We start from the raw sequence: 26148 nt of genomic DNA, 5'->3' as shown, positions 1-26148 counted from the left end.
CAATAGCCTTGTTTTATTTGCATGTAGGGTGACAATTCGGGTAATAGTCGGCGATCCTGCCAACATAACCCTATATAAACACTGCTTCTTAGATGTTGTATAACCATTGTGCGTGTATCACGCCGTAAGCTTTTTTAATATAGTAGAAACAGTTAAAAATGATTGTAACCGCGAATGGCTCGAAGGGAAACGGCTTATTCTGATATTGGCGCGCAGACGGGTAGTTCTGATAAAGTAGCCGCCTTAACTACACACGGAAATATTATGCACGTTCATATTCTTGGGATTTGTGGCAGCTTTATGGGTGGTATTGCCGCAATCGCTAAATCCCTGGGCCACACGGTTACTGGCTCGGACCGCAATGTCTACCCGCCGATGAGCACCCAACTAGAAGGGTTAGGGATCACGCTAACTGAAGGGTATGACCCTGCGCAATTCGAACCAGCACCGGACATGGTCATCATCGGCAATGCCATGTCTAGAGGAAACCCCGCGGTAGAATATGTGCTAGATAGAAATCTACCCTACACCAGCGGCCCTCAATGGTTATTGGATAATCTACTGACGGATCGCTGGGTAATTGGCATTGCTGGCACCCATGGCAAAACCACCACCTCCAGTATGGTGGCGTGGATTTTAGAACACGCCGGTTTGCAGCCTGGCTTTCTTATTGGCGGCATTCCAGAGAATTTTGGTATCTCGGCCCGTGTGGGAGAAAGCCCATTTTTTGTTATTGAAGCCGATGAATACGACAGTGCCTTTTTCGATAAACGGTCTAAGTTCGTCCATTACCGACCGCGCACCCTGATTTTAAATAATTTAGAATTTGATCATGCCGATATCTTTGCCGATCTTGGCGCCATTCAAACCCAATTTCATCATCTAGTTCGTATGGTGCCGCAAAACGGTCTCATTCTTTCACCCAAAGATGACAAAGCATTACAAGAAACCCTCACAATGGGTTGCTGGTCAGAACAACAGTTTTTAGGCGCAGATTGGCAGGCCCAATTGATTAAAGCCGACGGTAGCCACTTTGATGTGCTATTTAAAGGGGAAACCGTGGGCACGGTACAGTGGGATCTGGTGGGACAGCACAATGTGGATAACGCGTTAATGGCCATTGCCGCAGCCCACCATGGGGGCGTAACCACCGTGGATGCCATTACAGCACTAAGCCTGTTTAAAAATGTGAAGCGGCGCATGGAGTGCAAAGGGCAAATAAACGGCGTCACCTTGTATGACGACTTTGCCCATCACCCTACAGCCATTGCCACCACCCTAAAAGGGTTGCGAGACAAGGTAGGAAACAGCCGAATTATTGCCATCCTAGAACCACGATCCAATACAATGAAGATGGGGGTGCACCAAAATACACTGGCCAACAGCTGGCAACAGGCCGATGAAGTCTTGCTGTTTGAGCCTGCCGGTATGAACTGGTCGCTCACCGATGCGGCAAAAACCAGTGTAACCCCTGCGCATTGCTATCACGATGTTGAACAGATTGTGCAGCGGGTGAAAAACGAACATCAACCCGGCGATCATATTCTGGTAATGAGTAACGGCGGATTTGAAGGTATTCATCAACGATTACTCGATATTCTGGCCTAACGTTACCCACACTCTTTAACAAGCACAAACGTGCTTATTTGGCGGAAAACACAATGGCAATGAAGCAAGTTACGCTGGCAATTACAGGGGCTTCAGGCGCACCTTACGCGTTGCGGCTACTTGAGATATTGGTAAAAGCCGATATTGACGTATTTGTGCTGATTTCATCGGCGGCTAAAGTGGTTTTCGCCACCGAAGAGAATATGAAGATCCCCGGCAAACCTGAGGCTGCCAGTGCGTTCTTTTGTCAGCACTTCAATGCCCGCGAAGGGCAAATCACCGTGTTTGGCAAAGATGAATGGTTTTCACCTGTGGCATCGGGCTCGGCGGCGCCTAAACAGATGGTTATATGCCCATGTTCCACAGGCACCTTATCGTCTGTGGCAGTAGGCGCCAGTGACAACCTTATTGAGCGGGCAGCGGATGTTATATTAAAGGAACGAGGGCAACTTATTTTAGTGCCTCGAGAGATGCCGTTGTCATCCCTCCATTTAGAAAACATGTTAAAACTGTCACAAATGGGTGCCACCATTATGCCCGCTTCTCCGGGCTTTTATCATAACCCGCAAAACATCGGTGATTTGGTGGACTTCGTAGTGGCCCGTATTCTTGACCATTTAGGTGTCAGTCAATCGTTGATGATGCGTTGGGGTTATCAACCTAGCAATAAAAATTAAAATTAAGAGGACAATACATGCAAGTGTTTGCTAAAAGAAACATTGCTTTGGCGCTGTGTTTTGCATCAGGATTAATGACTAGCCTACCTGCTTTAGGTTGGGGTCAAACGGGGCACCGAATCACCGGTGCCATTGCCGAAAAACACCTCACTCCGGCGGCCAAGGCAGCTATCGTAAAACTGTTGCCCAACGAGTCACTGGCAGAAGCCGCTACCTACGCCGATGAAATGCGTTCAAACCCGGACGTATTTTGGCGCAAAACATCACCGCCATGGCATTATGTTACTGTGCCAGTAGGAAAAACCTATGCTGAGGTCGGCGCGCCAGAACAAGGCGATGCTTACACTGCACTGATGCACTTTACCGCCGTTATGAAAGATAAATCGGCCAGTCGAGCAGACAAACAGCTGGCATTGCGCTTTATCGTACATATCATCGGTGACTTGCACCAACCCCTTCATGCAGGCAACGGCACAGATCGCGGCGGTAACGATGTGAAAGTGCGCTTTTTCTGGGAAGACACCAATTTACATGCGGTGTGGGATTCAAAAATGCTCGACAGTAAGCAACTGTCTTATACTGAGTGGACGGATTGGCTAGATAAGAAGATTACCGCGAAAGACACTCAACAATGGTATTCTCTTGACCCTAATGTATGGATTGCCGAGAGCACGCAAATTCGCGATACCTTGTATCCCGAAGACGCCAATAACATGAGTTATGATTATGTTTACGACTTTTTGCCGGTGGCAAAACGTCGCTTACAAAAAGCAGGAATTCGTATTGCTGACTATTTAAATAACATTTTCGCAGCAACGAGCAAAACCAAGTAATAGATTAGCTTGAACTGCCCGATTACGACTATGACTAACCGAGGGTACCTCGGTTAGTCAAGATCTAGCGGTTCAGGTGATAAAATAACGCCCGTGCTATCGGCATATAGATGGTCTTCCGGTAAAAAGGTTACGCCACCGAAATTCACTGGTATATCGACATCCCCAATACTTTCTGCATCGGCATTCACTGGAATGGATGCCACCGCCATAATACCGATATCAAGATCAGACAAGGCATCTACTTCTCTTACGCTACCGTAACAGACTATCCCTTCCCAATCGTTATCTATAGCCATCTGTGCTGAGGAGGCGTCAATTAATGCACGTCGCGAGGAACCGCCCCCATCGATAAGCAACACTTTCCCTGAACCCGGTTGCGCCAGTACCCGATCGATCAACCCACGGTCTTCAAAACACTTGATAGTTGTAATCTCACCACCAAATGAATAACGCCCACCGTAACTAACAAATATGGGGTCCACCACATCGACGCTGTCCGCAAATAAATCGCATAATTCAGAAGTGTTATAGTCCATCGTTGTGCCTTTTCGCTAAAGATAAACGCCACATAGAAACTACCTGAGGCGAGGTTTCTATCCATCGGATTTTTTAGGCGGCCAGATAACCGGTGTATCTGCTATTTCCAACCTGCCTCTAGCATAGCATTATTTGTTGTTATATAAATACAAAATACCTCAATTCCCCTCCCTTAGTGCTGTCACAAAGATTTCTTTTTTTTGTCACGGTGCAGTCACAGTGCCTGTTTAATTTATAAGCTATTCCATCGTGAGAGAACCCAGGCGATGTTAACACTGAAAACCCTATCCAAAGCCGATACAGATTTATTCTTCTGGCTATATAGCCTGACCCAAAAACGGAATTGCACCAGCGTTATCTGGCTCTCGAAAACCGGTGACGGCTATTTGTATTTCCTAATCGGTATGCTGCTATGGGTGTTTGAGCCGGAATATGGCGAATTATTTTTATATACCGCACTGATGGCTTACGCGCTGGAATTACCGATTTATGTGGCATTGAAAAAAATGTTCAGGCGCCCCCGACCGTGTGACTTGCTGATGGATCTGACTGCTCATGTCACCCCTTCTGACAAATTCAGTTTGCCTTCAGGCCACACCGCTGCCGCTTTTCTTATGGCGAGCATCGTGGCGCATTTTTATCCTCCTTTCGCGTTACTGGCTTATTGCTGGGCAGGGCTGATTGGCTTGTCGCGTATTTTGTTGGGTGTGCACTACCCAACCGATGTTATCGCTGGCGCTTTACTGGGCTCGACCATCGCTTCATTGAGTTTATCGATTCTGGGGTAGTATGAAAATTTTATATGGTGTTCAGGGAACCGGAAATGGGCATATTGCCCGGGCCCGTATTATGGCTAGCGCATTTGAAAAACGACCAGATATCGAGGTGGATTTTGTCTTTTCAGGTCGGGATAAAAACAAGTATTTTGATATGGAGGTGTTTGGCCAGTATCAAACCTTTGAGGGCTTATCCTTTGTTACCCGGCGGGGCAAAGTCAGCAAAACGGCCACCGTCAAAACCAACAATGTGCCCCGTTTTTTAACAGATACCCAAGGCTTCGACGTATCTAGCTATGATTTACTGATTAACGATTTTGAACCGGTAACGGCCTGGGCGGCAAAACGTGTGGCACTGCCCTCGATTTCCATAAGCCATCAAGCGTGCTTTTGTTATGATGTGCCAAAATCCGGCGACAGCTTTATCAATCGTGCGCTATTGCGTTATTTTGCCCCCACTGATGTGCAACTAGGTGTGCACTGGTATCATTTTAACCAGCCTATTATTCCTCCGTTTGTCGCCGATGAACCCGTCGCAGCGCCTAGCAAAGCCCATGCATTGGTCTACTTGCCCTTTGAAGAAATAGACGATATTCGACAAATGCTCGAACCGTTAACGGATCAGCACTTCATGTGTTTTCACCCTGCCATTAGCGCCCCAATAGACACCGGCCACATTTGCTGGCACCCCCCTTCAAAAAAAGGATTTCAAAATGCACTACAGCATTGCAGTGGTGTGATCGCTAACGGCGGATTTGAACTATCCAGTGAAGCTTTGCATCTTAATAAAAAATTGCTGATTAAACCTTTGCATGGTCAATTCGAACAACTCTCTAATGTGCTTACCCTCGATAAAATGGGCCTCTGTCATACCTTGTTTCAGCTTGATACTGACATTGTGGAAGAGTGGCTAGATACCGCCGACAACGAAGGCATTCGCTTTCCAAGCGATCCAACGTTATTGATTGAATGGTTAAAAAATGGGGATTTAACCGACACCGGTTCACTCAGTGAAGCATTGTGGAAACAAGTACAATATGGCAATAAAACCCGAGAACGATTAATGGCACTTGCAATTTAGAATTGCAATGCCATCATAGCAGCAATTTTAGTCATACTTTGCGGGTTCGTTGTGCGCAGAAAACCCTTCTTCATCGTATTTTTGATCCTGGCGACCACGGCCCTATCCGCCTGTGGTTACCGCGGAGACCTCTACCTTCCTGATGAGGCCAAAAGTAATCAGCCGTCGTCACCAGAGGAACCCGCTGACAATTCCGGAGAACAACAATAATGGATTTTTTCGCCTTTCAAGAAGGCCGTTTGCACGCAGAAGATGTGTCTGTAAAAGAAATTGCGAACACCTATGGCACACCTGTCTATATCTATTCACGTGCAACCTTAGAAAGGCATTGGCATGCTTTTGATGACGCCCTTTCTACCCATCCGCACCTTGTTTGTTATGCGGTAAAGGCTAATTCCAACTTAGGTGTACTCAGTGCACTGGCCAAATTAGGGTCAGGGTTCGATATTGTTTCTGCCGGTGAATTAGCTCGCGTATTAGAAGCCGGTGGCGATGCCGCTAAGGTGGTCTTTTCTGGTGTGGGTAAAAAACATGATGAAATCCGTTATGCCCTTGAGAAAGGCATTATGTGTTTTAACGTGGAATCTGAACCCGAATTAGAACGCATTAACGAAGTGGCGGGCCAATTAGGGGTAAAGGCGCCAATCTCATTGCGGATTAATCCTGATGTGGACGCCAAAACCCATCCATATATTTCCACAGGCTTAAAAGCGAACAAATTTGGTATTCCCAAAGAACGCGCCGTCGCCACCTACGAACTTGCTGCCAGCTTGCCTCACTTAGAAGTGAAAGGCATGGATTGTCACATTGGTTCTCAGCTTACCTCCATCGACCCCTTTGTGGATGCATTAGACAGACTATTGCAGCTTATCGATGAACTCGCCGAAAAAGGCATCATGCTGTCCCATTTAGACGTGGGTGGTGGTTTAGGCGTTACCTACGACGATGAAACCCCTCCCCATCCTAAAGAATATGCCGCGGCCATGGTCAGTAGAATGGCGGGCCGGGAACACATGAAACTGATCATGGAGCCAGGACGAGCCATTGCCGCCAATGCGGGAATTTTGGTGACCGAAGTGGAGTTCGTAAAAGAAGGTGATGAAAAGCACTTCGCAATTGTGGATGCCGCAATGAACGACATGCTTCGTCCGTCACTCTATTCTGCATGGCAAGATATCGTCAGAGTCGAGCAGCACAGTAACGCTGAAAAACGCCTCTATGATATAGTAGGACCAGTATGCGAAACCGGTGACTTTCTGGGTAAAGACAGAGAGCTCGCTGTAGCAGCCGGGGATTTACTAGCCGTTCGCAGTGCCGGCGCTTATGGGTTTGTTATGGCCTCAAATTACAATAGTCGCTGTCGTCCATGCGAAATTATGGTCGATAAAGACAAGGTATTTGTGGTGCGAGAACGAGAAAATCAAAAAGATCTCTGGAAAGGTGAGCACAAACTTACGTAAACTAGAGAAATTCGAATAAAAAAGATGCGCGCTAAATGCAAGTTCAGTTTTCCAAAATGCACGGCTTGGGTAATGACTTTGTCGTCATCGACAATGTAACGCAAAACGTTTTCTTTTCTAAAGATAAGATCCGGCAACTTGCTGACCGGCATTTTGGTATTGGTTTTGATCAACTATTGTTGGTCGAGCCGCCTTATGATCCAGAGCAGGATTTTCATTACCGCATCTTTAATGCTGACGGCTCAGAAGTCTCTCAGTGTGGTAATGGCGCACGCTGTTTTGCCCGTTTCGTAAAAATGAAAGGGCTAATAAACCGCAATAAAATCAAAGTCAGCACCAAATCTGGAAAAATGGTGCTGTATCTTGAAAAAGATGGCCAGGTCACCGTTAATATGGGCGTACCGGAGTTTACCCCCGCAAACGTACCTTTAGTGGCGAATAAACAAGAAAAAACCTATATCTTTCGCGTAGAAGAAACCACCCTGTTTCTTGGTGCAGTGTCCATGGGAAATCCCCACTGCGTAATGGAAGTGGATGATGTGGACACGGCAAAAGTTCACGAACTTGGCCCGCTAATAGAACGCCATGAGCGTTTTCCAGAAGGGGTTAACGTTGGGTTTATGCAAATTCTCGCCTCAGATCATATTCGACTTCGGGTATACGAACGAGGCGCCGGGGAAACCCTCGCCTGTGGCAGCGGGGCATGCGCAGCAGCGGCCATAGGACAATTACAAGATAAATTGGATAAGGAAGTCAGGGTAGATTTACCCGGCGGTAGTTTACGAATTCGCTGGCAGGGCAATGATTCTGCATTAAAAATGACTGGCCCAGCGGAGCACATATACGACGGACAGATTAACCTATGAGCGATGTTTCAGGCCACAACAGCCCCCTTGCAATAGAACAAAATTACGACGAAAACCCCGACCTTTCTGTTGAGGCGGTGCGAGATTTTTTATTGCAGCACCCTGAGTTTTTCGTCCACAACGCTGACACCCTTGAACAACTTGTGATCCCTCACCAAGAAAAGGGGTCGGTGTCGCTGGTGGAGCTGCAAAGTGAGCAATTGCGCAAGAAAGTCCGACAATTAAACTACAAGCTCAGTCAGTTAATTGGGGTGGCAAAGCAGAATGAAAAAATTTATCGGGTTTATACTGATTTAAACGTTGAGATATTGCGCTGTAAGTCAGTCTCAGAAATCCAATACAAGCTAGAAACCGTATTGCAGGAGCGATTAAACCTACAATCGGTTGTTTTACACCTTTTCCGAGGCCCCCATGCCTTACAAGAACTCCAACGCAGGTTGATTATTGAAAAACGGTTTAAAACCAGCACGTTTTTCTTTGGCAGGCTAAGTCAGCACGAAAAACAGGTTATATTTGGACAGGAAACCGCCGAATCCGCTGCACTTATCTTGCTGGGTGATAACCAGGATATGGGTATTCTTGCCGTAGGCTCAGATGATGCGTCACATTTTACTCCTGACATGGACACCTTGTTGCTGAAGCAATTACAGCAAGTGATGAACATTACCATGCCGAATTTGCTGGGATATTGATGACGTCGGCTTCCCGTCATCACCCTCCCCTTGCCCCAGACTGCCAGCATTGGCTGGATAAATTTTTACTTCATCTTGATATCGAACGCGGCTTGTCCGGCCATACCATTACCAATTATCGACGCCAATTACAGGATGTGGCGCGTACACTCCATTTAGATGATTGGTCTGGGTTAACCCCTTCTGATATAAAGCGGGTACTGGCCACGGCCAAAAAAGAAGGTAAACACCCACGCACAATTGCTTTGCGTTTATCTTCTTTACGCACATTTTGTCAGTATTTAATTGACCAAAAGCAGCTATTTAGTAATCCCGTTGAAGGTATTCAGGCGCCGAAGCAAGGTCGCCCTTTGCCCAAACAGATCAGCGTGGACGATATGCAACAACTGTTAAGCGAACCGCAGGATGAAGGCATTAATTGCCGCGACATGGCCATGGCGGAACTTTTGTACGGCTGTGGGTTGCGACTGAGCGAACTCACCACCTTGCGGCTTAGCGACTGTCAAGCCGATGGCACCTTGCGGGTAACGGGTAAAGGCAATAAGCAACGTATCTTGCCCCTAGGGCGCACGGCACAAAAGGCCCTGAGTGCATGGCTGAAAATACGGAATCAATTTGCTTCTCCCTATGAGCCCGCCGTGTTTGTGAGTAAACGGGGAACAAAAATTTCTAATCGTCAGGTAGCAAACCGGCTTAATCATTTAGCCCAAACACAGCATCTGTCGCAAAAAGTACACCCACATAAATTACGTCACTCCTTTGCCACTCACGTTTTAGAATCCAGCGGCGATCTGCGTGCTGTGCAAGAGCTATTAGGCCATGCTAATTTATCCACCACACAGGTATATACCCATCTGGATTTTCAGCATCTTGCCAAGGTATATGATGCGGCTCATCCAAGAGCCAAAAAGAAATAGAGAGGATTCATGCGCTTCTACCGTTCGTTGTCACCCATTAAGGCCATGACTTTTGATCTTGACGACACCTTATACAATAACGAGCCTGTAATACAAAATGCAGAACAACAGTTGACAAGCTATATTGCCGAGCATTACCCCTTAGCGTCGGCGATGAGTCAGCAACAATGGTTGGCCATCAAACATAAGCTAATACAAACTGAACCGGCGCTAGCGTCAGATATGGGCCAGTTAAGAATGCGAACTCTGCAACAAGCCTTAGCCCAAGATGTCAGTGATGAACCCGCGCTTAGCGAGGCGGCAAAAGCCTGTTTTGACTGTTTTTACCATGCCAGAAGTGCATTTACCCTGTCTGACTCGGTGCATAGCGTTATGCAAGCTCTCGCGCAAAAGGTGCCCCTAGTGGCAATTACTAACGGTAACGTAGACCCTCACACAACGGGTCTTGCGCCGCATTTTAAAATGATTTTTCATGCCAGTGTGACTCGCCCCGCCAAACCTGCAAGGCATATGTTCGATGAAACAGCAGCCTTGCTTAACATCAAGCCAGAACAGATTTTACACGTCGGTGATAATTTAGAAAAAGATGTGAAAGGGGCCATAGACGCCGGCTTTCAAGCCGCTTGGTTTGCTGCCAACCGGCCCATGGATTTGCGCAAAGAGCCCGTAACCGTACTCCCCCATGTGGCACTCACCCAATTAGAAAACCTGATATTACTGGTCGATTAGACTAACAACAGGATACCGGTAGCACGGTACTAGCCGTTGGATTCTACCGCAGAACTATCTTCTAGAACATTTTGTCGCATAGACTCACAAGGCCGTTGACAACAAGGACGGCCTACCACTTTGGCAGGTACTCCCACCACCGTAACGTGAGACGGCACATTGTCTAGCACCACACTACCTGCCCCAACCTTAGACCCTTCGCCTATTTCAATATTGCCGAGAATTTTCGCCCCGGCGCCAACTAACACGCCTTGACGGATTTTTGGATGGCGATCGCCAGACTCATTCCCTGTGCCACCTAAGGTGACACTTTGTAAAATAGACACGTTGTCTTCTACCACTGCGGTTTCACCTACCACGATACCCGTGGCGTGATCGAACATCACCCCCTTGCCTATTTTAGCTGCGGGGTGAATATCAACACCAAAGGTTTCAGAATTTCGGCTTTGCAAAAACAGCGCTAACTGATGACGGCCATGCTGCCATAAATAATGTGCCATACGGTGGGCCTGAACAGCATGAAAGCCTTTAAAATAAAGCAGTGGCGTTAAGTAATCTTTGACGGCTGCGTCGCGCTCAAACACCGCTTGAATATCGGTAATTGCGGCATCCGTCACATTCGGATCAAGAAGATATGCTTCATCAAAAACTTCCCGAATGGCAATCGCCGGCATCACCTCGTCAGCCAATTTATTGGACAAAATAAAACTAAGCGACGATTCAAAATTATGGTGAGTCAATATGCATGCATGAATGTAACTAGCAAGAAGCGGTTCGTTGTTAGCAATTTGCTGAGCTTCTTGTTTAAGCGTTGACCAGAAATGGGTGCTTGCCGAAAGTGCATGCATATGAGGGTGTCCTGTGTATAACCAAGAAAGGTAGTGGCATGAAGATAATGATTGTGTGCAAAATTTCAAGCTTTACGCTATCAAACGTTACACAGAAACGATCTAAGGTAGTACAGAATGACCGAGCCCACAGACTAAATCTTTCACACTCATCATGAAAGCATTACATCATTGGTGTCAGCTTAAATAAGTATACGCTTGGCAAATATCCAAAAAAACGACTTTTATCAAAAGGATAGAAATAAGAAAAGAAGATGGAACGGCCGTTGCAGCTTAGTTAAGTAACGAAAACCAAAGGAGGACATTATGAATAATGATCGTATCGAAGGTAATTGGAAAGAAATGAAAGGTAAGGTACAGCAACAATGGGGCAAACTTACCGATGACGACATCGATAAAATTGATGGCCGTCGTGAAGAGTTAGTCGGTAAGATTCAGCAAGCTTACGGCAAAAGCCGAGAAGAAGCAGAAAAAGAAGTGGATAATCACTTCAATTAGACAACGCCCTATTTATTAATAGCGATTTCAAAAAAGGCCGGTATCCGGCCTTTTTTTTGGTCTTTTTTTCATCCCCCACAGCCGCTTTTGCATTATCCCCTAGGATGAGTCTGACGGTGAGTGATCGGCCACATATGCCCCACGCTCACCTTTAGGTTTATCTTTACCTGCGGTACTGTCCATATCGGTTTGATATTCCGTGGCGGAATTCAACTCAGCACCAAGTAAAATAATATAAGCACTCAAGAAGAACCACATCAGTAGGATCACTATGCCGCCCACCGAACCATAGGTTTTGTTGTAACTGGCAAACTCATTTAAATAAAAGGAAAAAGCATACGAGGCAATTAGCCACATAATGGTGGCAAACGCTGAGCCCACCGTTACCCAACGCCATTTCGCTTGGCGACGATGGGGTCCATACCGATACAATCCCGCCAACCCCACATTAAAGAGCAACATGAGTACAGGCCAGGTTATCCACATGGCGTTACTTTCGTTTAGAAGCGGGCCTGCCACCCAGCTTATCCACTCTGGCAATACAGAGATACACAGCAAGGCGCTGATAACCAATAAGATAATACTAATGGTAAGAACAAGGCGTGCCAAAATGCCTTTTAAAAAGTTCCTGCCATGCTCTTCGTTGTAGGCAATATTACAAGCGGTGATGAGCGCATTGGCGCCTTTGCTACTGCTCCATAACGTTAACAACAGGCTTAGTCCAAACCCCCAGCTTAATGCGCGGTTTGAGTTTTCCGTTAGTCGCGTCAGTTGTTCCTCTAGAATATAGCCACTACCGGTAGGTACAGCATCTACCAAGTAACCCATGTGACTTTGCAGCTGTTCCGGCGAAACCAGCAAACCATAAAGCGAGATGATGCCAGCCAATAGCGGAAAGATGGCCAATAGAAAATAAAACGCCACCCCTGCGGAAATCAGCGACAAATTATGATCGACTTGCTTAGTGTAGGTGCGTTTGACAATTTGCCACCAAGCGCCCGCTGGAAAGTCACTGATACCGCTTTTCGATTTTGCCTGTGATACTGGCATACTTAACTCCGTTTATGCGTATTGCTGGTTTGTACGCAGATAAACGGGAACAGTGCACTGCTAATTGACACTAATTTAATAAGATTGAATAGGAAAGTCGGCCATTAACTCCAGAAAGTCACGCCGATGAAGCGCGCCAATTTTTACATAAAGACTGCGCACTAATACCGTGACGGTATCGTCGTCGATATCCAATGTTGTGGCAATATCTTGGTAAGTGACTTCTTTATATAATAATTTGGCGATCAACTGTTCCCGCTTTGTCAGCGAAAACGTCACAGACAGGGCCTTCCAATCAGGTTGGTTTTTCACTGCAAACGAAATAATGAAGCAAACTTCCGTGCCATGAGGATGTGGCACAGTATTTAAAAACGCCACTTTCAATACCGTCATGGTGACGCCCCCTTCATCAATGATCAAGGTTCGCTCTTTTTCCTTATAACCGGGGTTTTCTAATTTGCAATTGTCCATGGCTGACCACAATTGATATAAATACCGGGCCGGAGACACAGACAGGTGACCATTACTATTATGGCAGTAATCGCTAGCGCGCAGGTAACGTTGTGCAGAAACATTAGAAGCAAGAATTTTTAACTGCCGATTACACACTAAAAAGGGAGCAGGCTGATTGTCGTATACCCCTTGGGCAATACAACGATTTAGCTTGTAGCTTTCTTGATCACGAAAGTACCGAGAAGCACGCACAAGATGGGGCACAATTTTATTAAAATACACGTCATCTAAAGACGTAAAGTCCGGCCCATTGTTACTTCGGCATACACCGAAAAATGCCTCATACTGGCCATCTTTTAACACCAAAGCAACTTTGGTTTTTTCAGCGTTTAACGGGGACAGCACACGTTCGCCGTATTCGGGATGTTCAGCTAAGTTCAGATAAGCGCCATCATACGTGTTAAGTATACTCCCTTCTTCCATATACTGACTTTTGATATAGAGAGGGTCACGATGAAATTGTTCTCGGTAATACTGCAATGCCGACTCGGGTAATACCGTGGTTGATTTACGCTTTAGCGAGATAAACTGTTGGTTCACGGCATCGTATAGAAGTAAAAAAGCCGTGTTTGCCGCGAAAAGCGACATACACTGCTCCAATACCCGTGCCCACTTTCGACTTAACGAAGCGTCATAAATTTCTAAAATAAAAGCATCAAGGTTAAACCGGTGCTCTTTTACGCCGCGTTCTACCTCCATAAGATAACCTTCTTAATGTGGGAGTGAATTTGCTAGGGCTGGTAGGCGACACACAGTAGCAAGAGGGTAAAAATTAAACAGTTAGACTTTAGTCAAAACCATCACCAACGCCGTTATCAGTTCTCACTGTATAAATTCACAGTCTGCTCTGGCATAATTGTGCCGCTTTAAATTAATTAACCGGTGATGACCCTAATGGATGTATCTGTACTGCTTGACGACCTTAACGAAAAACAGCGCGAAGCGGTGGCGTCGCCGCTGTCAAACACATTGGTGCTCGCAGGTGCAGGTAGCGGAAAAACCCGGGTGCTGGTCCATCGTATTGCTTGGTTAATGGAAGTGGAAAATATCGCCCCCTTTTCCATCCTGGCGGTTACCTTCACCAATAAAGCCGCTAAAGAAATGCGCGGGCGATTAGAGCATGTTATGAAGCGTAGCTTACATACCATGTGGATGGGCACGTTTCATGGCCTGGCCCACCGCCTACTTCGCACCCATCACGCCGAAGCAGGCCTGCCTGAAAATTTTCAAATTCTTGATTCTGACGACCAGTACCGATTGATAAAGCGTATTCTCAAAGCCATGAATCTTGATGAAAAACACTGGCCTCCTCGTCAGGTACAGTGGTACATCAACGGAAACAAGGACGAAGGGCTTCGCCCCCAACATATCGATACCCACAACGATCATACCCAGCAAAAAATGCGCGATATTTATGCGGCATATCAAGAGTCTTGTGATCGTTCTGGCTTGGTGGATTTTGCAGAATTATTGCTTCGTGCCCATGAATTATGGGCCAAAAACCCCGACATTCTTGCCCACTATCAAAAGCGATTTCGCGCGGTATTAGTTGATGAGTTTCAAGATACCAACAATATTCAGTATGCATGGCTGCGAATGTTATGTAGCACCGGTGAAAACAATATTATGATTGTGGGTGACGATGATCAGTCTATTTACGGCTGGCGCGGCGCCAATGTAGATAACATTCATAAATTTTTAAAAGACTTTCCTCAGCCCACGACCATTCGTCTTGAGCAAAACTACCGTTCAACCAGCACGATATTGAAAGCCGCAAATGGTGTTATCGACAACAATGCCGGACGTCTAGGTAAGGAATTGTGGACAGAAGGGAGTGAAGGAGAGCCGGTATCGGTTTATGCAGGCTTTAATGAACTCGATGAAGCCCGCTTTATTGTTTCGCAAATAAAAAGTTGGATGCAAAAAGGGAACGCCCTTACCGATACCGCGATTTTATACCGTAACAATGCTCAATCTCGTGTATTAGAGGAAGCGTTACTTCATGAAGGTTTAGCCTACCGCATTTATGGTGGCTTACGCTTCTTTGAACGACAAGAAATCAAAGACGCGTTGGGCTATCTGCGCATGATTAATCATCCCCACGACGATGCCGCCTACGAACGCATTGTCAATACCCCCAGTCGCGGCATGGGCGAGAAAACCCTAGCAGGCATACGAACCACGGCCCGAGAACAAAACTGCTCATTATGGCAGGCCAGTCAGTTTCTCATTGCCGAAGGGACTTTAAAAGGTCGTGCGGCCAATGCGTTACAAAGTTTCATTCGCTTAATCACCGATTTAGAGCAAACCACCGCCGATTTACCGCTAGAAGAACAAGCAGACAAGGCCATAAAACAGTCGGGCTTGTATGCCATGTACCAAGCAGAAAAGGGTGAAAAAGCCCAGGCACGATTAGAAAACCTTGAAGAATTAGTTACCGCCTGTAAACAGTTTGTGGTGCCCGAAGAGGCCGAAGAGATGTCTCAATTAAGTGCCTTTTTAGCCCACGCATCGTTAGAAGCGGGAGAAACCCAAGCTGACACCGATCAAGACGCCGTGCAGATGATGACAATTCATACCGCAAAAGGGTTAGAATTCCCGGTGGTCTTTATGGCCGGTGTGGAAGAAGGCATGTTCCCAAGCCAAATGACTAACGAAGAACCAGGGCGTATGGAAGAAGAGCGTCGACTTTGTTATGTGGGCATGACCCGGGCAATGGAAAAACTGTTTATTACCTATGCAGAAAGCCGACGACTTTATGGGCAGGACAAATACCATACCGCATCCCGTTTTATCCGCGAAATTCCTGCCGATTGTGTCGAGGAAGTCAGGCTAAAATCCACGGTATCACGGCCTGTACACAATCGCTTTAGCCGCGTTACATCCCACGAAAGCTTCGAACAAACAGGCTTTCAGCTTGGTCAGCGGGTAGCCCACCGTAAGTTCGGCGAAGGGGTGGTACTGAATTACGAAGGCTCCGGCGATCATGCCAGAGTGCAGGTCAATTTTGACGAATTTGGTAGTAAATGGCTGGTACTGGCCTACGCTAAATTACAGCCAATGCCGTAAAGGCCGATATATTTACCAGCAAACACGTGGCCACTAGGCATAGCGTACGCATTAATTCTATTTGAGGTGGGCCATGCAGCGAAAAGTTCTGGTAATTGAAAATAGCCAGCAAAGCCTGCACATTGTGTCAAAACTGGTAAGAAAAGCCGGCCTTATTCCTGAAGGTGCCGGCTCGCTGACTGAAGCTAGAGCTCGCTTCTCCGCTTCGGTTCCTGAAGATTATCTGTGTGCCGTAGTGGCTTATTCTTTACCCGACGCGCCCCATGGAGAAGCAACCGACTTTACGATCAAGGCCTTCATTCCTACCATTGTTGTTGCCGATAATGCCGATACAGATACTCGTAACGCCATTCTTCAGCGCAATATTGTCGATTATTTGATTAAAGAAAATCACCAAATTTACGATTATTTAAGCCGCCTTTTGGCCCGTTTAGACAAAAACAAGCATATCGGCGTTTTGGTAGCAGGTGGACCAAGGGCTGGGCGCGCTGAAATGGTAGGGCTACTGCGCCGGCACAACTTTCTGGTTTACGAAGCAAAAACCCTTTCTCAAGCACAAACACAACTGGTCTCGACCCCATCCGTGCGCCTTATGCTGGTTAATTATGCCCTCGATGCTGATCAAGGCATTCATTACACCGCCGAATTAAGACGGGCTTATTCAAAAGAGGATCTCGCCATCATTGGCTTACTAGAGGGGCGCCACAGCGATTTGTCGGCGTCTTTTTTGAAAAGTGGTGCCAATGATGTGCTGCAATCTCCCTACGCTCAGGAGGAGTTTTTAGTACGGGTAATGCAAAATATCGAGTTAATGGAAAGCGTGGAAAATATTCGCCGATTAGCCAATGCCGATTATTTAACCGGGCTTCCCAATCGACGGCATTTTTTCTATACCATCACCACCCAATATAGCGTGCTGCCCCGCCCCCAGTCATTGGCATTAATTGATTTAGACCATTTCAAGCATATTAATGATACGTACGGTCATGATGCCGGTGATGCGGTGCTGAAAACCGTCGCTTCATTACTTAGCTCGCTGTTCGACGGCACGCCGTTAGCGCGATTTGGCGGAGAAGAATTCTGTATTTACCTACCGGATATCACCACCACCCAAGCCTCATCCTTATTACAGCAATTTTGTGCTCGTCTGGCCGATACTCCCATTGTATTTAATGATCAGCCCTTGTCTGTGACGGCCAGTATCGGCTTGTTTAGTTCGACAACAAAAAGCCTAGAAGGGCTCATTAGCGAAGCGGACAAATTACTCTATCAAGCGAAAGCCAATGGCCGTAATCAACTTTGTGCCTTTGCAGAATAAAAGGCTCGGCGCTGTTTTCTGTAGGCACTGAGTGAGTCAACACTAAAAATAAGCAAGGCAAACCAAACAAAACCAAAGGTCATAAAGCGGGACGCGTCCATAGGTTCATGGTACACAAATAGCGCTAACGCAAACATAATAGAGGGCCCAATATATTGCAGAAAGCCCAGTGTAGAGTACATGATGCGCCTTGCTGCAACGGTAAAACACAGTAGTGGAGCCGTGGTCACCACACCGGCGGCAATCAGCAGCGCATTCAAAGACCACTCGTTAGTATTCATATTGCTATAGTCACTCGCAAACATGACCCAATAGCAAAGTGCGAAAGGCAACATTAACGAGGTTTCTATAAACAAACCGGGTAACGAATCCACCGCCACTTTCTTTCGCAAAATGCCGTACACGCTAAAGGTTATGGCTAGCACCAGAGCTATCCAAGGAAACTCACCATAAGACACCAATAACACCGCCACCCCCACCACAGTGAGGATCACAGCCAATTTCTGCATTGGCCTTAGCTTTTCACCTAAAAATAAACGACCGAAGAAAATATTGATAAGAGGATTGATGTAATAACCCAAACTGGCATCCAAAATATGGTCGTTATTAATCGCCCAAATAAAGAGTAGCCAGTTCGCACCAAGGAGTATCCCTGCCACAAAAAGAACCCGCATAACCCGCAGGTTTTTCACCGCCAACACCACCTTGCCCCATTGCTTTAACCCAAGAATGAGCACAAAAAGTATTACCGCCGACCAGACCACACGATGCATTAACACATCAATAGCCGGTAACGCCTGAAGCTGCTTAAAATAAACCGGCGCGATCCCCCACATACAGTAGGCGGCGATGGCACTTATTACGCCAATTTTTGCGGCGTTGTCAGCAGCGTTGGTAGGATTTTGACTCAACGAGGGCTCCAGGAGTTAAATTTGAGGGCTGCATTGTGGGAATCATGGCCCTAAAATGCAACCCTCATGCGGTTTACAGTAGAAAAACAGTGCCTAATCCCAGAAACGCCACAAAACCCACAATATCCGTAACTGTGGTCAAAATCACTGAGCCACTTAACGCGGGATCTATGTTTAATTTATCCAACAACATGGGCAAAAAGACACCGGCCAGCGCTGCACAAACAATATTGATTAATATGGCTAAGCAGATCACCAAACCAAGGGCACCATCTGAGAACCAAAACGCGGCTATGACACCGATAATGAGTGCCCATACCACGCCATTGACGCCACCCACTTTTAATTCCTTTGCCATCAAGGCACGAAAGTTTGCTTTAGTTACCTGCCCTAAGGCCAACCCCCGCACAATGAGTGTGAGGGTTTGACTGCCCGCTATGCCGCCCATACTGGCGACTACAGGCATCAGTACGGCTAAGGCAACCACTTGCTGTAAGGTGCCTTCAAATAAACCGATAAACCAAGAAGCCAGAAAAGCCGTTACTAAGTTAATGCCTAACCACAAGGCCCGATTTCTCGCACTTTTCGCAACGGGCGAAAATAAATCTTCATCTTCATCCATACCCGCTGATGCCATCACTTGGCGTTCATAGTTTTCATTCACCAACTCACTAGCGGCGGTGATATCCAATCGTCCTAGCAATTTGTTGTTTTCGTCCACCACCGGCACGGCGGCAAACCCTGAGCGTTGAACTTGTAACGACGCCTGCATAATATCGTCACTGCCCTTGAGCACGGGCATATTATCCACAAGCAGTTCCACAAGAGGCATCTCTGGTGGCGCAGCGAATAACTGATTTAGCTTCACAGCGGCAGAAAACTGCCCTGAGCCATTAAGTAAAAATAACGTGTCACCGTGGGTGGGAATATCGTGACGCATAAGGCGTAAACCGTCTTTTACCTTTGCACTTATGGGTAACACCAGTTGCTCATGGGAAATCCAGTGGCCTATTTCGTTATCGTTAAATTGGGTCGCTTCTTTAAAGAAACGCTGTTGCTGGGTATTGAGCGCCTCAAATGCCAACGCCGTAAGGCGGTTGGGTAGCGAGTCCATCAATTCCAACAAATGTTCTGCTTCGATGTCCGCCAACATCAACGTCCACTCTTCGTCCGGTGTCGCGTCAATGAGGATTTCTCGGGGATCGCTACGCATTTCCACTAACACATCAAGCTTGCGCTCTTGAGGTAGGCTCTCCCATGCAGGAATACGGTGCTCCACCGGTAGCGCCTCTAACAGGGTAGCAATAGAGACATTATCTTCATTGGCCAGAGTAGTTAGCACTGCCGCAGGATCATCATTCTGGGTATCAGAAACCAGCTCTTCAATAAGATCGGGTAAGGGCTCAGACATATTACATTCTCCGGCAAATTCTATTGGCTTTGATAGTAGCTTTTTTAGCTGAATTGACAACAACATATCAAAAACTGTACGTCGAAGTCCGTGAACCTTGACAAGAAAACACGTAAAATCCCCGCCGATGAGTAATTGTGAACCCCTGTTGTCCCAAAATAATGAAGAAAACCCGTCACTTGATGCCAAAGAGGTATTGTCGAGGGTATTTGGCTACAAGCAGTTTCGCGACGGCCAACACGCCGTCATTGAAGCGGTGGTCTCTGGTCGCGATGCTTTAGTACTTTTACCCACCGGCGGCGGCAAATCCTTGTGTTATCAAATACCCGCATTGGTGCGTCCCGGCGTTGCCATTGTGGTCTCGCCACTGATTTCACTGATGCAAGATCAAGTAGAGCAACTGGCCGAGGCTGGCGTTTCAGCGGCCTACATCAACTCCACACAAGATCACGCACAACAGCAGGCTGTCATCGACCGCATTCGCAACGGTACACTGCAACTGCTTTACGTTTCCCCTGAAAAGCTATTAACGTCGTGGATGATGTCATTGATGCAGTCTCTTAGCATCGCTTTGTTTGCCGTGGATGAGGCCCACTGTGTTTCTCATTGGGGCCACGACTTTCGTCAAAATTACCGGGCACTGGGAACGTTAAAACAACGCTTCCCCCATATTCCTGTTATTGGCCTCACCGCCACCGCTGATGCGGCAACGCAAGCCGATATTCAAGTACAACTGAACCTGCAAGACCCCTTCGTATACAAGGGGAGCTTTGATCGCCCCAATATTCGCTATCGCGTTATGCCCAAGTACAAAGCCTTTGACCAAGTGCGCGACTATGTAAAACACCAAGATGGCAGCGGCATAATCTATTGTAACAGTCGCGCAAAAGTGGACGATTTGTACGCAAGACTGCATCGAGAAGGGATAAACTGCGCCGCTTATCACGCCGGTATGGACGCCGATGAAAGAGAGTTTGTACAACGGCGCTTTCTTAATGATCAAACCGATATAGTGATTGCTACCGTGGCCTTTGGCATGGGCATTAACAAGTCGAATGTACGCTATGTCGTGCATCATGATGTTCCCCGTAGTATCGAAAATTACTACCAAGAAACCGGACGAGCCGGGCGGGATGGCCTGGAATCTGAAGCACTGTTATTGTACGACGAGAAAGACGCCGCCCGTGTACGCCAATGGATAGAGCAAGGTGAAGTCACCCACCGTCTTGACGTAGAATTACAAAAGTTTGCCGCGATGGAGGCGTTCGCCGAAGCCCAAACATGCCGTCGCCAAGTGCTATTAAATTATTTTTCTCAATACAGTGACACCGCCTGCGGTAACTGCGATGTGTGTATCGATCCCCCTAAACTTATCGATGGCTTGGTTATCGCACAAAAAATATTGTCCTGTATTTTACGACTTAACCAACAAGCTGGAGCCCAATACGTTATTGACGTGCTTCGGGGAAAAGCCTTAAAACGTATTCATGAAGCCGAACACCATACCCTTAGTACCTACGGTATTGGTAAAGATAAACCCGATGGCTACTGGAATGGCATGATTAATCAACTGATCCACCAAGGACTAGTGAGGGTCGATCTCACCTGTGGCGCCATGCTCAGGTTGAATGAAAACGCCCGCGCGGTATTAAAAGGGGAAATGCCGTTACAGCTAGCCGTACCTCGCCTGACGTTTAAAGCCGACAACCGTATAAGCAAAACCCCGTCGGTGTACGATAAAGCCTTATTTAAACGCTTAAAGCATTTGCGAAAAGCCTTGGCAGAAGAACACAAGGTGCCACCTTACGTGGTGTTCAGTGATGCCACGTTAGCTGACATGGCCTCACGTACCCCAACCACCGTGAATGACTTCCTTGATGTGAGCGGCGTTGGCAGAACCAAACTAGAACGCTATGGTGATGCGTTTTTACAACTTATCCGCGACTACCTAGAGAGCACCTTAGATAACTAGCGCGATGGCTTTTAGGCATAGTCGTATTGGCCGCCTTTTTCTAAGGCGCGTATATAGGCGGGTCGACGATGGATCCGATTCACATAAGCACAAATGGCTGGGTAATCACTCCCATCTCCGCCAGCAACTAATGTTTCTAGAGGAAACAGCATTTGAACATCGGCACCTGTTGGCTCAGCGCCCGCGAACCATTCATGATTTGCCAAGTAACTTTCTGTGTACTTTAAGCTTTGGGCTAAATTCGGTCTGTAATAGGCATCGGCAATGCCATCAAGAATTTTACCAGCCAATGGTTTGAGCAGCATAGGCACCTTGTCCTTAGCTCGAGAAAAGACCAAACTGGCCACCCGTGGAGGCATTAAACTGCCTTCCGCGAAGTGCAACCAAAATTCATACTGTAAATACAACTGGGTGTCAGTGGGTACCTGAAACTTGTCATTACCATAGCGCTTAACCAGATAAGACACGATGGCGCCAGACTCAGCTAAAGCACCAAATTCGGTGGTTAATACCGGTGATCGTCCCAACGGATGAATCGCTTTCATCTGTGCAGGGGCCAAACCCGTTTGTGGGTCCCGCTGATAGGTTTCCAAACGGTAGTCAACGCCCAGCTCTTCTAGTAGCCACAAAATGCGTTGAGACCGAGAGTTATTTAAATGGTGAACAGTGATCATGACTTAGCCCTTGCGAAACGTTACAAATTCCTTGTATACCCTATATCTATACGTGTTTACGGCACAGACAGATTAGCCAGATAAATAAATACCCCAAACCATGAAGAAGTAAGCTAGCACCCATTGGCTGAATTATTTAGAATCAGACTTTGTCTTTCACCCCTGTGGAGAACTATGCCCCTTACTCATCATTACGCTACCACCCTTTGTGACCTGTCAACGCATGTAACGCCGCAGATCTTACGTGGTCAGAAACTCGAAATGGTAAACGAGGTATTAGCACATGAATTGAACTTACCGGTTTCATGGTGGCAAGACAATCAAATAACCGCATTACTTGGGCAATCGGTGTCTGCCTTAAGCCACTACGCGGTGGCGCAAAAATACGGCGGCCATCAATTCGGGCAATGGAACCCAACATTAGGTGATGGACGGGGGTTGCTGTTAGCGGAAGCGAATTGTAATGGCGCGTCAGTAGACTTACATTTAAAGGGGGCGGGGCAAACCCCTTATTCACGAGGAGCAGATGGTCGAGCGGTACTGCGTTCCACCCTCAGAGAATATCTCGGAAGTGAGGCTCTGCATGCGTTAGGGATTCCTTCTTCCCGGGGGCTGTGCTTATTTAGTAGTGAAGAAACCGTATTGCGTGAACAGTTAGAGCCGGCCGCGATGATGATACGCACGGCCCCAAGCCATATTCGGTTCGGTCATTTCGAGTATTTTTTTCAAGCGGGAGAAACAGACAAGCTCAATGCCCTGTTTGATTACACGTTACAGCACCACTTTAGCGAATGCGCCCAAGCGAGCAACCCGCATCAAGCCCTGTTACGCGCCATTACGCTACGCACCGCACGACTCATTGCGTTATGGCAAAGTTATGGCTTTGTTCATGGCGTAATGAATACCGACAATATGTCCATTCATGGTATCACCTTCGATTTTGGTCCCTTTGCTATGCTAGAGCGCTACGACCCTAAAGCCGTGTTTAATCATTCTGATTACCAAGGCCGTTATGCCTTCGACCAACAGCCTGGCATTGGATTATGGAATTTAAATTGTTTAGCGCATAGCTTTTCCGGGCATTGCAGTACCGAGCAATTACGTGAAGTACTTACCCAATATGAGCCTGCATTTATCGCCCAATATCAGCACCACCTTTGTTCGCGACTGGGGCTCAACGCTCAACAACCAAGTCATATCAATTTGGCGAACCAATGGTTAGCCATGCTCAAACAATCTGAACTGGATTACAATAATAGCTTTAGAACCTTGGCGGGTACCTCATACCAACAAGCACAACCCCAGTTACGTAACGACTTTATAAACAGGCAAGCATTTGATCAGTGGTGGCAGGACTATCAAGTGGCACGGGCAGAGACTGGCGTATCTGAGTCTGAACTTAAAGCGGTTAATCCTGCGGTGATCCCTCGAACCCATTTATTGCAAGAGGCCATCACCCAGGCAAACAGCGGTGATTTCACCTTTGCCGAGGCACTTCTTAAAGCCTTTCACACCCCTTTTGACACGCAATGGGATGAACACAGGTTCAGCACGGCCTCGCAATCCCACACACCGGGTACTTTGTCATGCAGCAGTTAAGCAATGAGCAACTTTGTCAGGCCTGTGCGCTCACAGGCTCTACAGTTACATTAAATTTATCCTTACCCGAGACGCCGTTAAAGGCGCAACGGCTCACCGCCGAAATAGCTCGGTGGCTGAACGCCCAAGTATCAGAGCCAGACTGGGGCGCGGATCGCATGCAGGTACTATTACGTCAAGAAGAAAAGCATGTATTACTTTGCATTGAATGGTTGTGCGATGCCATCTGGCTTGAACCTGTGGGCAAGCGTTGTGACATTGACGTATTGTGCCAATGGGTAGGCTTACCGCCAGTACAGTAATAAACCGGTTAAGTCATTTAATCCACCGACTAACTAGTGATATAATGACGCGTTACTCCCTTGTAAATTGCCAGCATGCCCCCACGTTAGCGTGGATCGAGCAGCATATATAGAAGTGTCATGACCAGTAAGCAACCTAAGTACGAATACATTAGTTCAGCCAAACTGCCCACCCGTATGGGTAATTTCAAAATCCACGGCTTTGCAGAAATGAGCGGGCGGGAGCATGTGGCGCTGTCTTACGGTGAATGGGATGAAAATGACACCGTGCCGATTCGCATTCACTCTGAATGCCTCACCGGCGATGCATTATTTAGCACCCGCTGCGATTGTGGTTTTCAACTCGAGAAAGCCATGCAGAACGTTGTAGATCATGGTTTTGGCGTTATCTTGTATTTGCGCCAAGAAGGCCGAGGTATTGGTTTGCTGAACAAAATCAGAGCCTATCAATTACAAGATAATGGCATGGACACGGTGGAAGCCAATGAACATCTTGGCTTTGATGCCGATTTACGCAGCTACGATATGTGTAAGGTGATGCTAGATACCCTGCACGTTAAAAACGTCGAACTTATGACCAACAACCCCAGAAAAATCAAAGCGTTGAAAGAGTTGGGCATAAACATAGTTGCGCGTAAACCGATTGATCATGGCATGACCAAAGACAACAAATATTATTTGAAAACGAAAACCGAAAAGCTTGGTCACGTTTTCGACCCCCATATGTTCAAATAAATGAAGAAACCTGAACAACCAGTTAGAAACTGGTTCAGCTTCGGTTAATCCCCAATCCCTTATAAACGTGTCATAAGTTTATTTATTTGCCCGTTCCATCAGGGTAAAGGAGACCGTATGAAACGTTTATCCATAGCGATCCTCACCGCTCTCGCCGCAGTTAGCACTGTGGCAGTAGTACCTATGGTGGTCGCTCAAGAGCAAAGTGAGACGTCTCAAACAGACGCTTTATCCTATACCGATGCCGAACTGGACAGCCTACTGGCACCTGTGGCCCTGTATCCAGATACCATTCTTACCCATATACTCATTGCGTCTACTTATCCGTTAGATATTGTGGCTGCCGACAGATGGCGTCAAAAAAACAGTGAATTAAGTGATGATGAAATTGACAGTAAAACCGCATCGGTTAGTTGGGACCCCAGTGTAAAAGCATTACTGCCGCTCACCGATGTTTTACACACTCTGGCGTCAGACCTCGATTGGCTGCAAGCGTTAGGCGACAATGTGCTAATCAGCCAAAGCCGTGTGCTCGCTCGGGTACAAGTGCTACGCCAACATGCTCTTGAAGCAGGAACCTTATCAAACAACGAGTACCTTAACGTTGAACAAGAAGACGACGTTATCATCATAGCGCCGACGCGTAAGGAATACGTATATGTGCCGTTTTACGATACCCGTGTCGTGTTTGGCCTCTGGTGGCATTCCATTGCGCCCGTGTATTGGCATCAACCGGCACACTTTCGATTAGCCGGCAATTTCTATTGGAGCCCGCAAATTCGTGTATCCACGTCGTTTTATTTCGGTGGGATAGGTTGGCACAACAGGCAAGTGATCGTAAGCCATAAACCGGTTAAGCGTTATTATTACGGCAATGAGGTTAAGCGAGTTTATAGCCGAGACTATCAACCATGGAAGCATAATACGGCCCATCGCCAAGTACGGTATTCGCCCCGTGTAATACGCAGTGCCCCCGCTCACTTTGCCACCCCGAGGGTTGTGAAAAAGCCAGTTACGGTGCAGCGGCATACTACGGTGAAAAAGCCGGTTACGGTGCAGCGCCACACCA

26 protein-coding genes are annotated in these 26148 nt (G+C 47.0%); 19 read left to right on the top strand and 7 right to left on the bottom strand.

The features are described from left to right. Positions 1-264: 264 nt before the first annotated feature. The 3 genes from mpl to KO501_RS17765 all read left to right on the top strand — a co-directional run bounded on the left by mpl (position 265) and on the right by KO501_RS17765 (position 3118). On the top strand, positions 265-1608 hold the full coding sequence (gene mpl / locus KO501_RS17775) for a UDP-N-acetylmuramate:L-alanyl-gamma-D-glutamyl-meso-diaminopimelate ligase (protein ID WP_216031135.1): 1344 nt from the start codon (positions 265-267) through the stop codon (positions 1606-1608). Between the two features lie 53 nt (positions 1609-1661). Then, complete coding sequence (locus KO501_RS17770) at positions 1662-2285, top strand: flavin prenyltransferase UbiX (RefSeq protein ID WP_216031031.1); 624 nt, start codon at positions 1662-1664, stop codon at positions 2283-2285. A gap of 74 nt (positions 2286-2359) precedes the next feature. Then, entirely contained in the window at positions 2360-3118 is a 759-nt protein-coding gene (locus KO501_RS17765; RefSeq protein ID WP_252728571.1) for a S1/P1 nuclease, read from the top strand. A 53-nt stretch (positions 3119-3171) separates the two neighbouring features. Here KO501_RS17765 and rraA read toward each other — a convergent pair whose 3' ends face one another. Continuing rightward, positions 3172-3657 (bottom strand): ribonuclease E activity regulator RraA, encoded by a 486-nt coding sequence (rraA, locus tag KO501_RS17760; RefSeq protein ID WP_216031029.1) that lies wholly within the window; start codon positions 3655-3657, stop codon positions 3172-3174. 276 nt (positions 3658-3933) lie between these two features. Here rraA and KO501_RS17755 point away from each other — a divergent pair, with 276 nt between their 5' ends. Genes KO501_RS17755 through KO501_RS17720 form a run of 8 tightly spaced genes read left to right on the top strand, consistent with a single transcriptional unit; the run spans position 3934 to position 10179 of the window. Beyond that, complete coding sequence (locus tag KO501_RS17755; RefSeq protein WP_216031134.1) at positions 3934-4446, top strand: phosphatase PAP2 family protein; 513 nt, start codon at positions 3934-3936, stop codon at positions 4444-4446. Between the two features lies 1 nt (position 4447). Beyond that, a complete protein-coding gene (locus tag KO501_RS17750; protein WP_216031028.1) occupies positions 4448-5515 on the top strand; it encodes an MJ1255/VC2487 family glycosyltransferase in 1068 nt (355 codons plus the stop codon). 51 nt (positions 5516-5566) lie between these two features. After that, entirely contained in the window at positions 5567-5725 is a 159-nt protein-coding gene (locus tag KO501_RS18625) for a lipoprotein (protein ID WP_216031027.1), read from the top strand. Then, complete coding sequence (gene lysA / locus KO501_RS17740) at positions 5725-6975, top strand: diaminopimelate decarboxylase (protein ID WP_216031026.1); 1251 nt, start codon at positions 5725-5727, stop codon at positions 6973-6975. Before KO501_RS18625 ends, lysA begins: the two co-directional genes overlap by 1 nt. A gap of 35 nt (positions 6976-7010) precedes the next feature. Then, on the top strand, positions 7011-7841 hold the full coding sequence (gene dapF / locus KO501_RS17735) for a diaminopimelate epimerase (protein WP_216031025.1): 831 nt from the start codon (positions 7011-7013) through the stop codon (positions 7839-7841). Continuing rightward, positions 7838-8533: a DUF484 family protein gene (locus tag KO501_RS17730; protein WP_216031024.1), complete on the top strand. Its 696-nt coding sequence runs from the start codon at positions 7838-7840 to the stop codon at positions 8531-8533. Before dapF ends, KO501_RS17730 begins: the two co-directional genes overlap by 4 nt. Continuing rightward, complete coding sequence (gene xerC / locus KO501_RS17725) at positions 8533-9450, top strand: tyrosine recombinase XerC (RefSeq protein ID WP_216031023.1); 918 nt, start codon at positions 8533-8535, stop codon at positions 9448-9450. Before KO501_RS17730 ends, xerC begins: the two co-directional genes overlap by 1 nt. A gap of 9 nt (positions 9451-9459) precedes the next feature. Then, positions 9460-10179, top strand: coding sequence for an HAD-IA family hydrolase (locus tag KO501_RS17720; RefSeq protein WP_216031022.1), 720 nt, complete (start codon positions 9460-9462; stop codon positions 10177-10179). Between the two features lie 29 nt (positions 10180-10208). Here KO501_RS17720 and cysE read toward each other — a convergent pair whose 3' ends face one another. Then, entirely contained in the window at positions 10209-11027 is an 819-nt protein-coding gene (cysE, locus tag KO501_RS17715; RefSeq protein ID WP_216031021.1) for a serine O-acetyltransferase, read from the bottom strand. 306 nt (positions 11028-11333) lie between these two features. On the opposite strand from cysE, the gene KO501_RS17710 reads away from it, so the two are divergent. Further along, positions 11334-11525, top strand: coding sequence for a CsbD family protein (locus tag KO501_RS17710; RefSeq protein ID WP_216031020.1), 192 nt, complete (start codon positions 11334-11336; stop codon positions 11523-11525). A 99-nt stretch (positions 11526-11624) separates the two neighbouring features. Here the strand turns inward: KO501_RS17710 and KO501_RS17705 are convergent, their stop codons facing one another. Then, positions 11625-12575, bottom strand: coding sequence for a YihY/virulence factor BrkB family protein (locus KO501_RS17705; RefSeq protein WP_216031019.1), 951 nt, complete (start codon positions 12573-12575; stop codon positions 11625-11627). Positions 12576-12650: 75 nt separating this feature from the next. Continuing rightward, positions 12651-13787, bottom strand: a complete 1137-nt coding sequence (locus tag KO501_RS17700) for a LuxR C-terminal-related transcriptional regulator (RefSeq protein ID WP_216031018.1) — start codon at positions 13785-13787, stop codon at positions 12651-12653. 195 nt (positions 13788-13982) lie between these two features. Here KO501_RS17700 and uvrD point away from each other — a divergent pair, with 195 nt between their 5' ends. Together uvrD and KO501_RS17690 are read left to right on the top strand one after the other, a co-directional pair. Continuing rightward, on the top strand, positions 13983-16157 hold the full coding sequence (uvrD, locus tag KO501_RS17695) for a DNA helicase II (RefSeq protein WP_216031017.1): 2175 nt from the start codon (positions 13983-13985) through the stop codon (positions 16155-16157). Between the two features lie 73 nt (positions 16158-16230). Further along, complete coding sequence (locus tag KO501_RS17690) at positions 16231-17475, top strand: diguanylate cyclase (RefSeq protein WP_216031016.1); 1245 nt, start codon at positions 16231-16233, stop codon at positions 17473-17475. Here KO501_RS17690 and rarD read toward each other — a convergent pair. Beyond that, entirely contained in the window at positions 17451-18386 is a 936-nt protein-coding gene (gene rarD, locus KO501_RS17685) for an EamA family transporter RarD (protein WP_289847318.1), read from the bottom strand. The genes KO501_RS17690 and rarD overlap by 25 nt on opposite strands. 73 nt (positions 18387-18459) lie before the next feature. Beyond that, positions 18460-19797 carry a magnesium transporter gene (locus KO501_RS17680; protein ID WP_216031015.1) on the bottom strand — a complete coding sequence of 446 codons (1338 nt, stop codon included), beginning with the start codon at positions 19795-19797 and terminating at the stop codon, positions 18460-18462. Between the two features lie 127 nt (positions 19798-19924). On the opposite strand from KO501_RS17680, the gene recQ reads away from it, so the two are divergent. Next, positions 19925-21769, top strand: coding sequence for a DNA helicase RecQ (gene recQ, locus KO501_RS17675; RefSeq protein WP_216031014.1), 1845 nt, complete (start codon positions 19925-19927; stop codon positions 21767-21769). An 11-nt stretch (positions 21770-21780) separates the two neighbouring features. Here the strand turns inward: recQ and KO501_RS17670 are convergent, their stop codons facing one another. Further along, the gene (locus KO501_RS17670) at positions 21781-22443 is read right to left on the bottom strand and encodes a glutathione S-transferase (RefSeq protein WP_216031013.1); all 663 of its coding nucleotides are present in this window, start codon (positions 22441-22443) and stop codon (positions 21781-21783) included. A 174-nt stretch (positions 22444-22617) separates the two neighbouring features. On the opposite strand from KO501_RS17670, the gene KO501_RS17665 reads away from it, so the two are divergent. From KO501_RS17665 to KO501_RS17650, 4 genes are all read left to right on the top strand, one after another. Then, complete coding sequence (locus KO501_RS17665) at positions 22618-24042, top strand: protein adenylyltransferase SelO family protein (protein ID WP_216031012.1); 1425 nt, start codon at positions 22618-22620, stop codon at positions 24040-24042. Then, on the top strand, positions 24030-24344 hold the full coding sequence (locus KO501_RS17660) for a DUF3630 family protein (protein WP_216031011.1): 315 nt from the start codon (positions 24030-24032) through the stop codon (positions 24342-24344). Before KO501_RS17665 ends, KO501_RS17660 begins: the two co-directional genes overlap by 13 nt. A gap of 120 nt (positions 24345-24464) precedes the next feature. After that, entirely contained in the window at positions 24465-25079 is a 615-nt protein-coding gene (gene ribA, locus KO501_RS17655) for a GTP cyclohydrolase II (protein ID WP_216031010.1), read from the top strand. A 117-nt stretch (positions 25080-25196) separates the two neighbouring features. Next, the coding region (locus tag KO501_RS17650; RefSeq protein ID WP_216031009.1) for a DUF3300 domain-containing protein at positions 25197-26148 on the top strand (952 nt) is incomplete at its 3' end.

Origin of the sequence: Alteromonas sp. C1M14 (assembly GCF_018860965.1) — a bacterium.
In the GTDB taxonomy this organism is placed as follows: domain Bacteria; phylum Pseudomonadota; class Gammaproteobacteria; order Enterobacterales; family Alteromonadaceae; genus Alteromonas.
The sequence above is the reverse complement of the archived record's forward strand: the minus strand, read 5'-3'. Positions and strand labels throughout refer to the sequence as shown.

Coding starts and splice junctions, on each gene's coding strand:
- mpl (WP_216031135.1), top strand. CDS start 265: ATGCACGTTCATATTCTTGGGATTTGTGGCAGCTTTATGGGTGGTATT.
- KO501_RS17770 (WP_216031031.1), top strand. CDS start 1,662: ATGGCAATGAAGCAAGTTACGCTGGCAATTACAGGGGCTTCAGGCGCA.
- KO501_RS17765 (WP_252728571.1), top strand. CDS start 2,360: ATGACTAGCCTACCTGCTTTAGGTTGGGGTCAAACGGGGCACCGAATC.
- rraA (WP_216031029.1), bottom strand. CDS start 3,657: ATGGACTATAACACTTCTGAATTATGCGATTTATTTGCGGACAGCGTC.
- KO501_RS17750 (WP_216031028.1), top strand. CDS start 4,448: ATGAAAATTTTATATGGTGTTCAGGGAACCGGAAATGGGCATATTGCC.
- lysA (WP_216031026.1), top strand. CDS start 5,725: ATGGATTTTTTCGCCTTTCAAGAAGGCCGTTTGCACGCAGAAGATGTG.
- dapF (WP_216031025.1), top strand. CDS start 7,011: ATGCAAGTTCAGTTTTCCAAAATGCACGGCTTGGGTAATGACTTTGTC.
- KO501_RS17730 (WP_216031024.1), top strand. CDS start 7,838: ATGAGCGATGTTTCAGGCCACAACAGCCCCCTTGCAATAGAACAAAAT.
- xerC (WP_216031023.1), top strand. CDS start 8,533: ATGACGTCGGCTTCCCGTCATCACCCTCCCCTTGCCCCAGACTGCCAG.
- KO501_RS17720 (WP_216031022.1), top strand. CDS start 9,460: ATGCGCTTCTACCGTTCGTTGTCACCCATTAAGGCCATGACTTTTGAT.
- cysE (WP_216031021.1), bottom strand. CDS start 11,027: ATGCATGCACTTTCGGCAAGCACCCATTTCTGGTCAACGCTTAAACAA.
- KO501_RS17710 (WP_216031020.1), top strand. CDS start 11,334: ATGAATAATGATCGTATCGAAGGTAATTGGAAAGAAATGAAAGGTAAG.
- KO501_RS17705 (WP_216031019.1), bottom strand. CDS start 12,575: ATGCCAGTATCACAGGCAAAATCGAAAAGCGGTATCAGTGACTTTCCA.
- KO501_RS17700 (WP_216031018.1), bottom strand. CDS start 13,787: ATGGAGGTAGAACGCGGCGTAAAAGAGCACCGGTTTAACCTTGATGCT.
- uvrD (WP_216031017.1), top strand. CDS start 13,983: ATGGATGTATCTGTACTGCTTGACGACCTTAACGAAAAACAGCGCGAA.
- KO501_RS17690 (WP_216031016.1), top strand. CDS start 16,231: ATGCAGCGAAAAGTTCTGGTAATTGAAAATAGCCAGCAAAGCCTGCAC.
- KO501_RS17680 (WP_216031015.1), bottom strand. CDS start 19,797: ATGTCTGAGCCCTTACCCGATCTTATTGAAGAGCTGGTTTCTGATACC.
- recQ (WP_216031014.1), top strand. CDS start 19,925: ATGAGTAATTGTGAACCCCTGTTGTCCCAAAATAATGAAGAAAACCCG.
- KO501_RS17670 (WP_216031013.1), bottom strand. CDS start 22,443: ATGATCACTGTTCACCATTTAAATAACTCTCGGTCTCAACGCATTTTG.
- KO501_RS17665 (WP_216031012.1), top strand. CDS start 22,618: ATGCCCCTTACTCATCATTACGCTACCACCCTTTGTGACCTGTCAACG.
- KO501_RS17660 (WP_216031011.1), top strand. CDS start 24,030: ATGCAGCAGTTAAGCAATGAGCAACTTTGTCAGGCCTGTGCGCTCACA.
- ribA (WP_216031010.1), top strand. CDS start 24,465: ATGACCAGTAAGCAACCTAAGTACGAATACATTAGTTCAGCCAAACTG.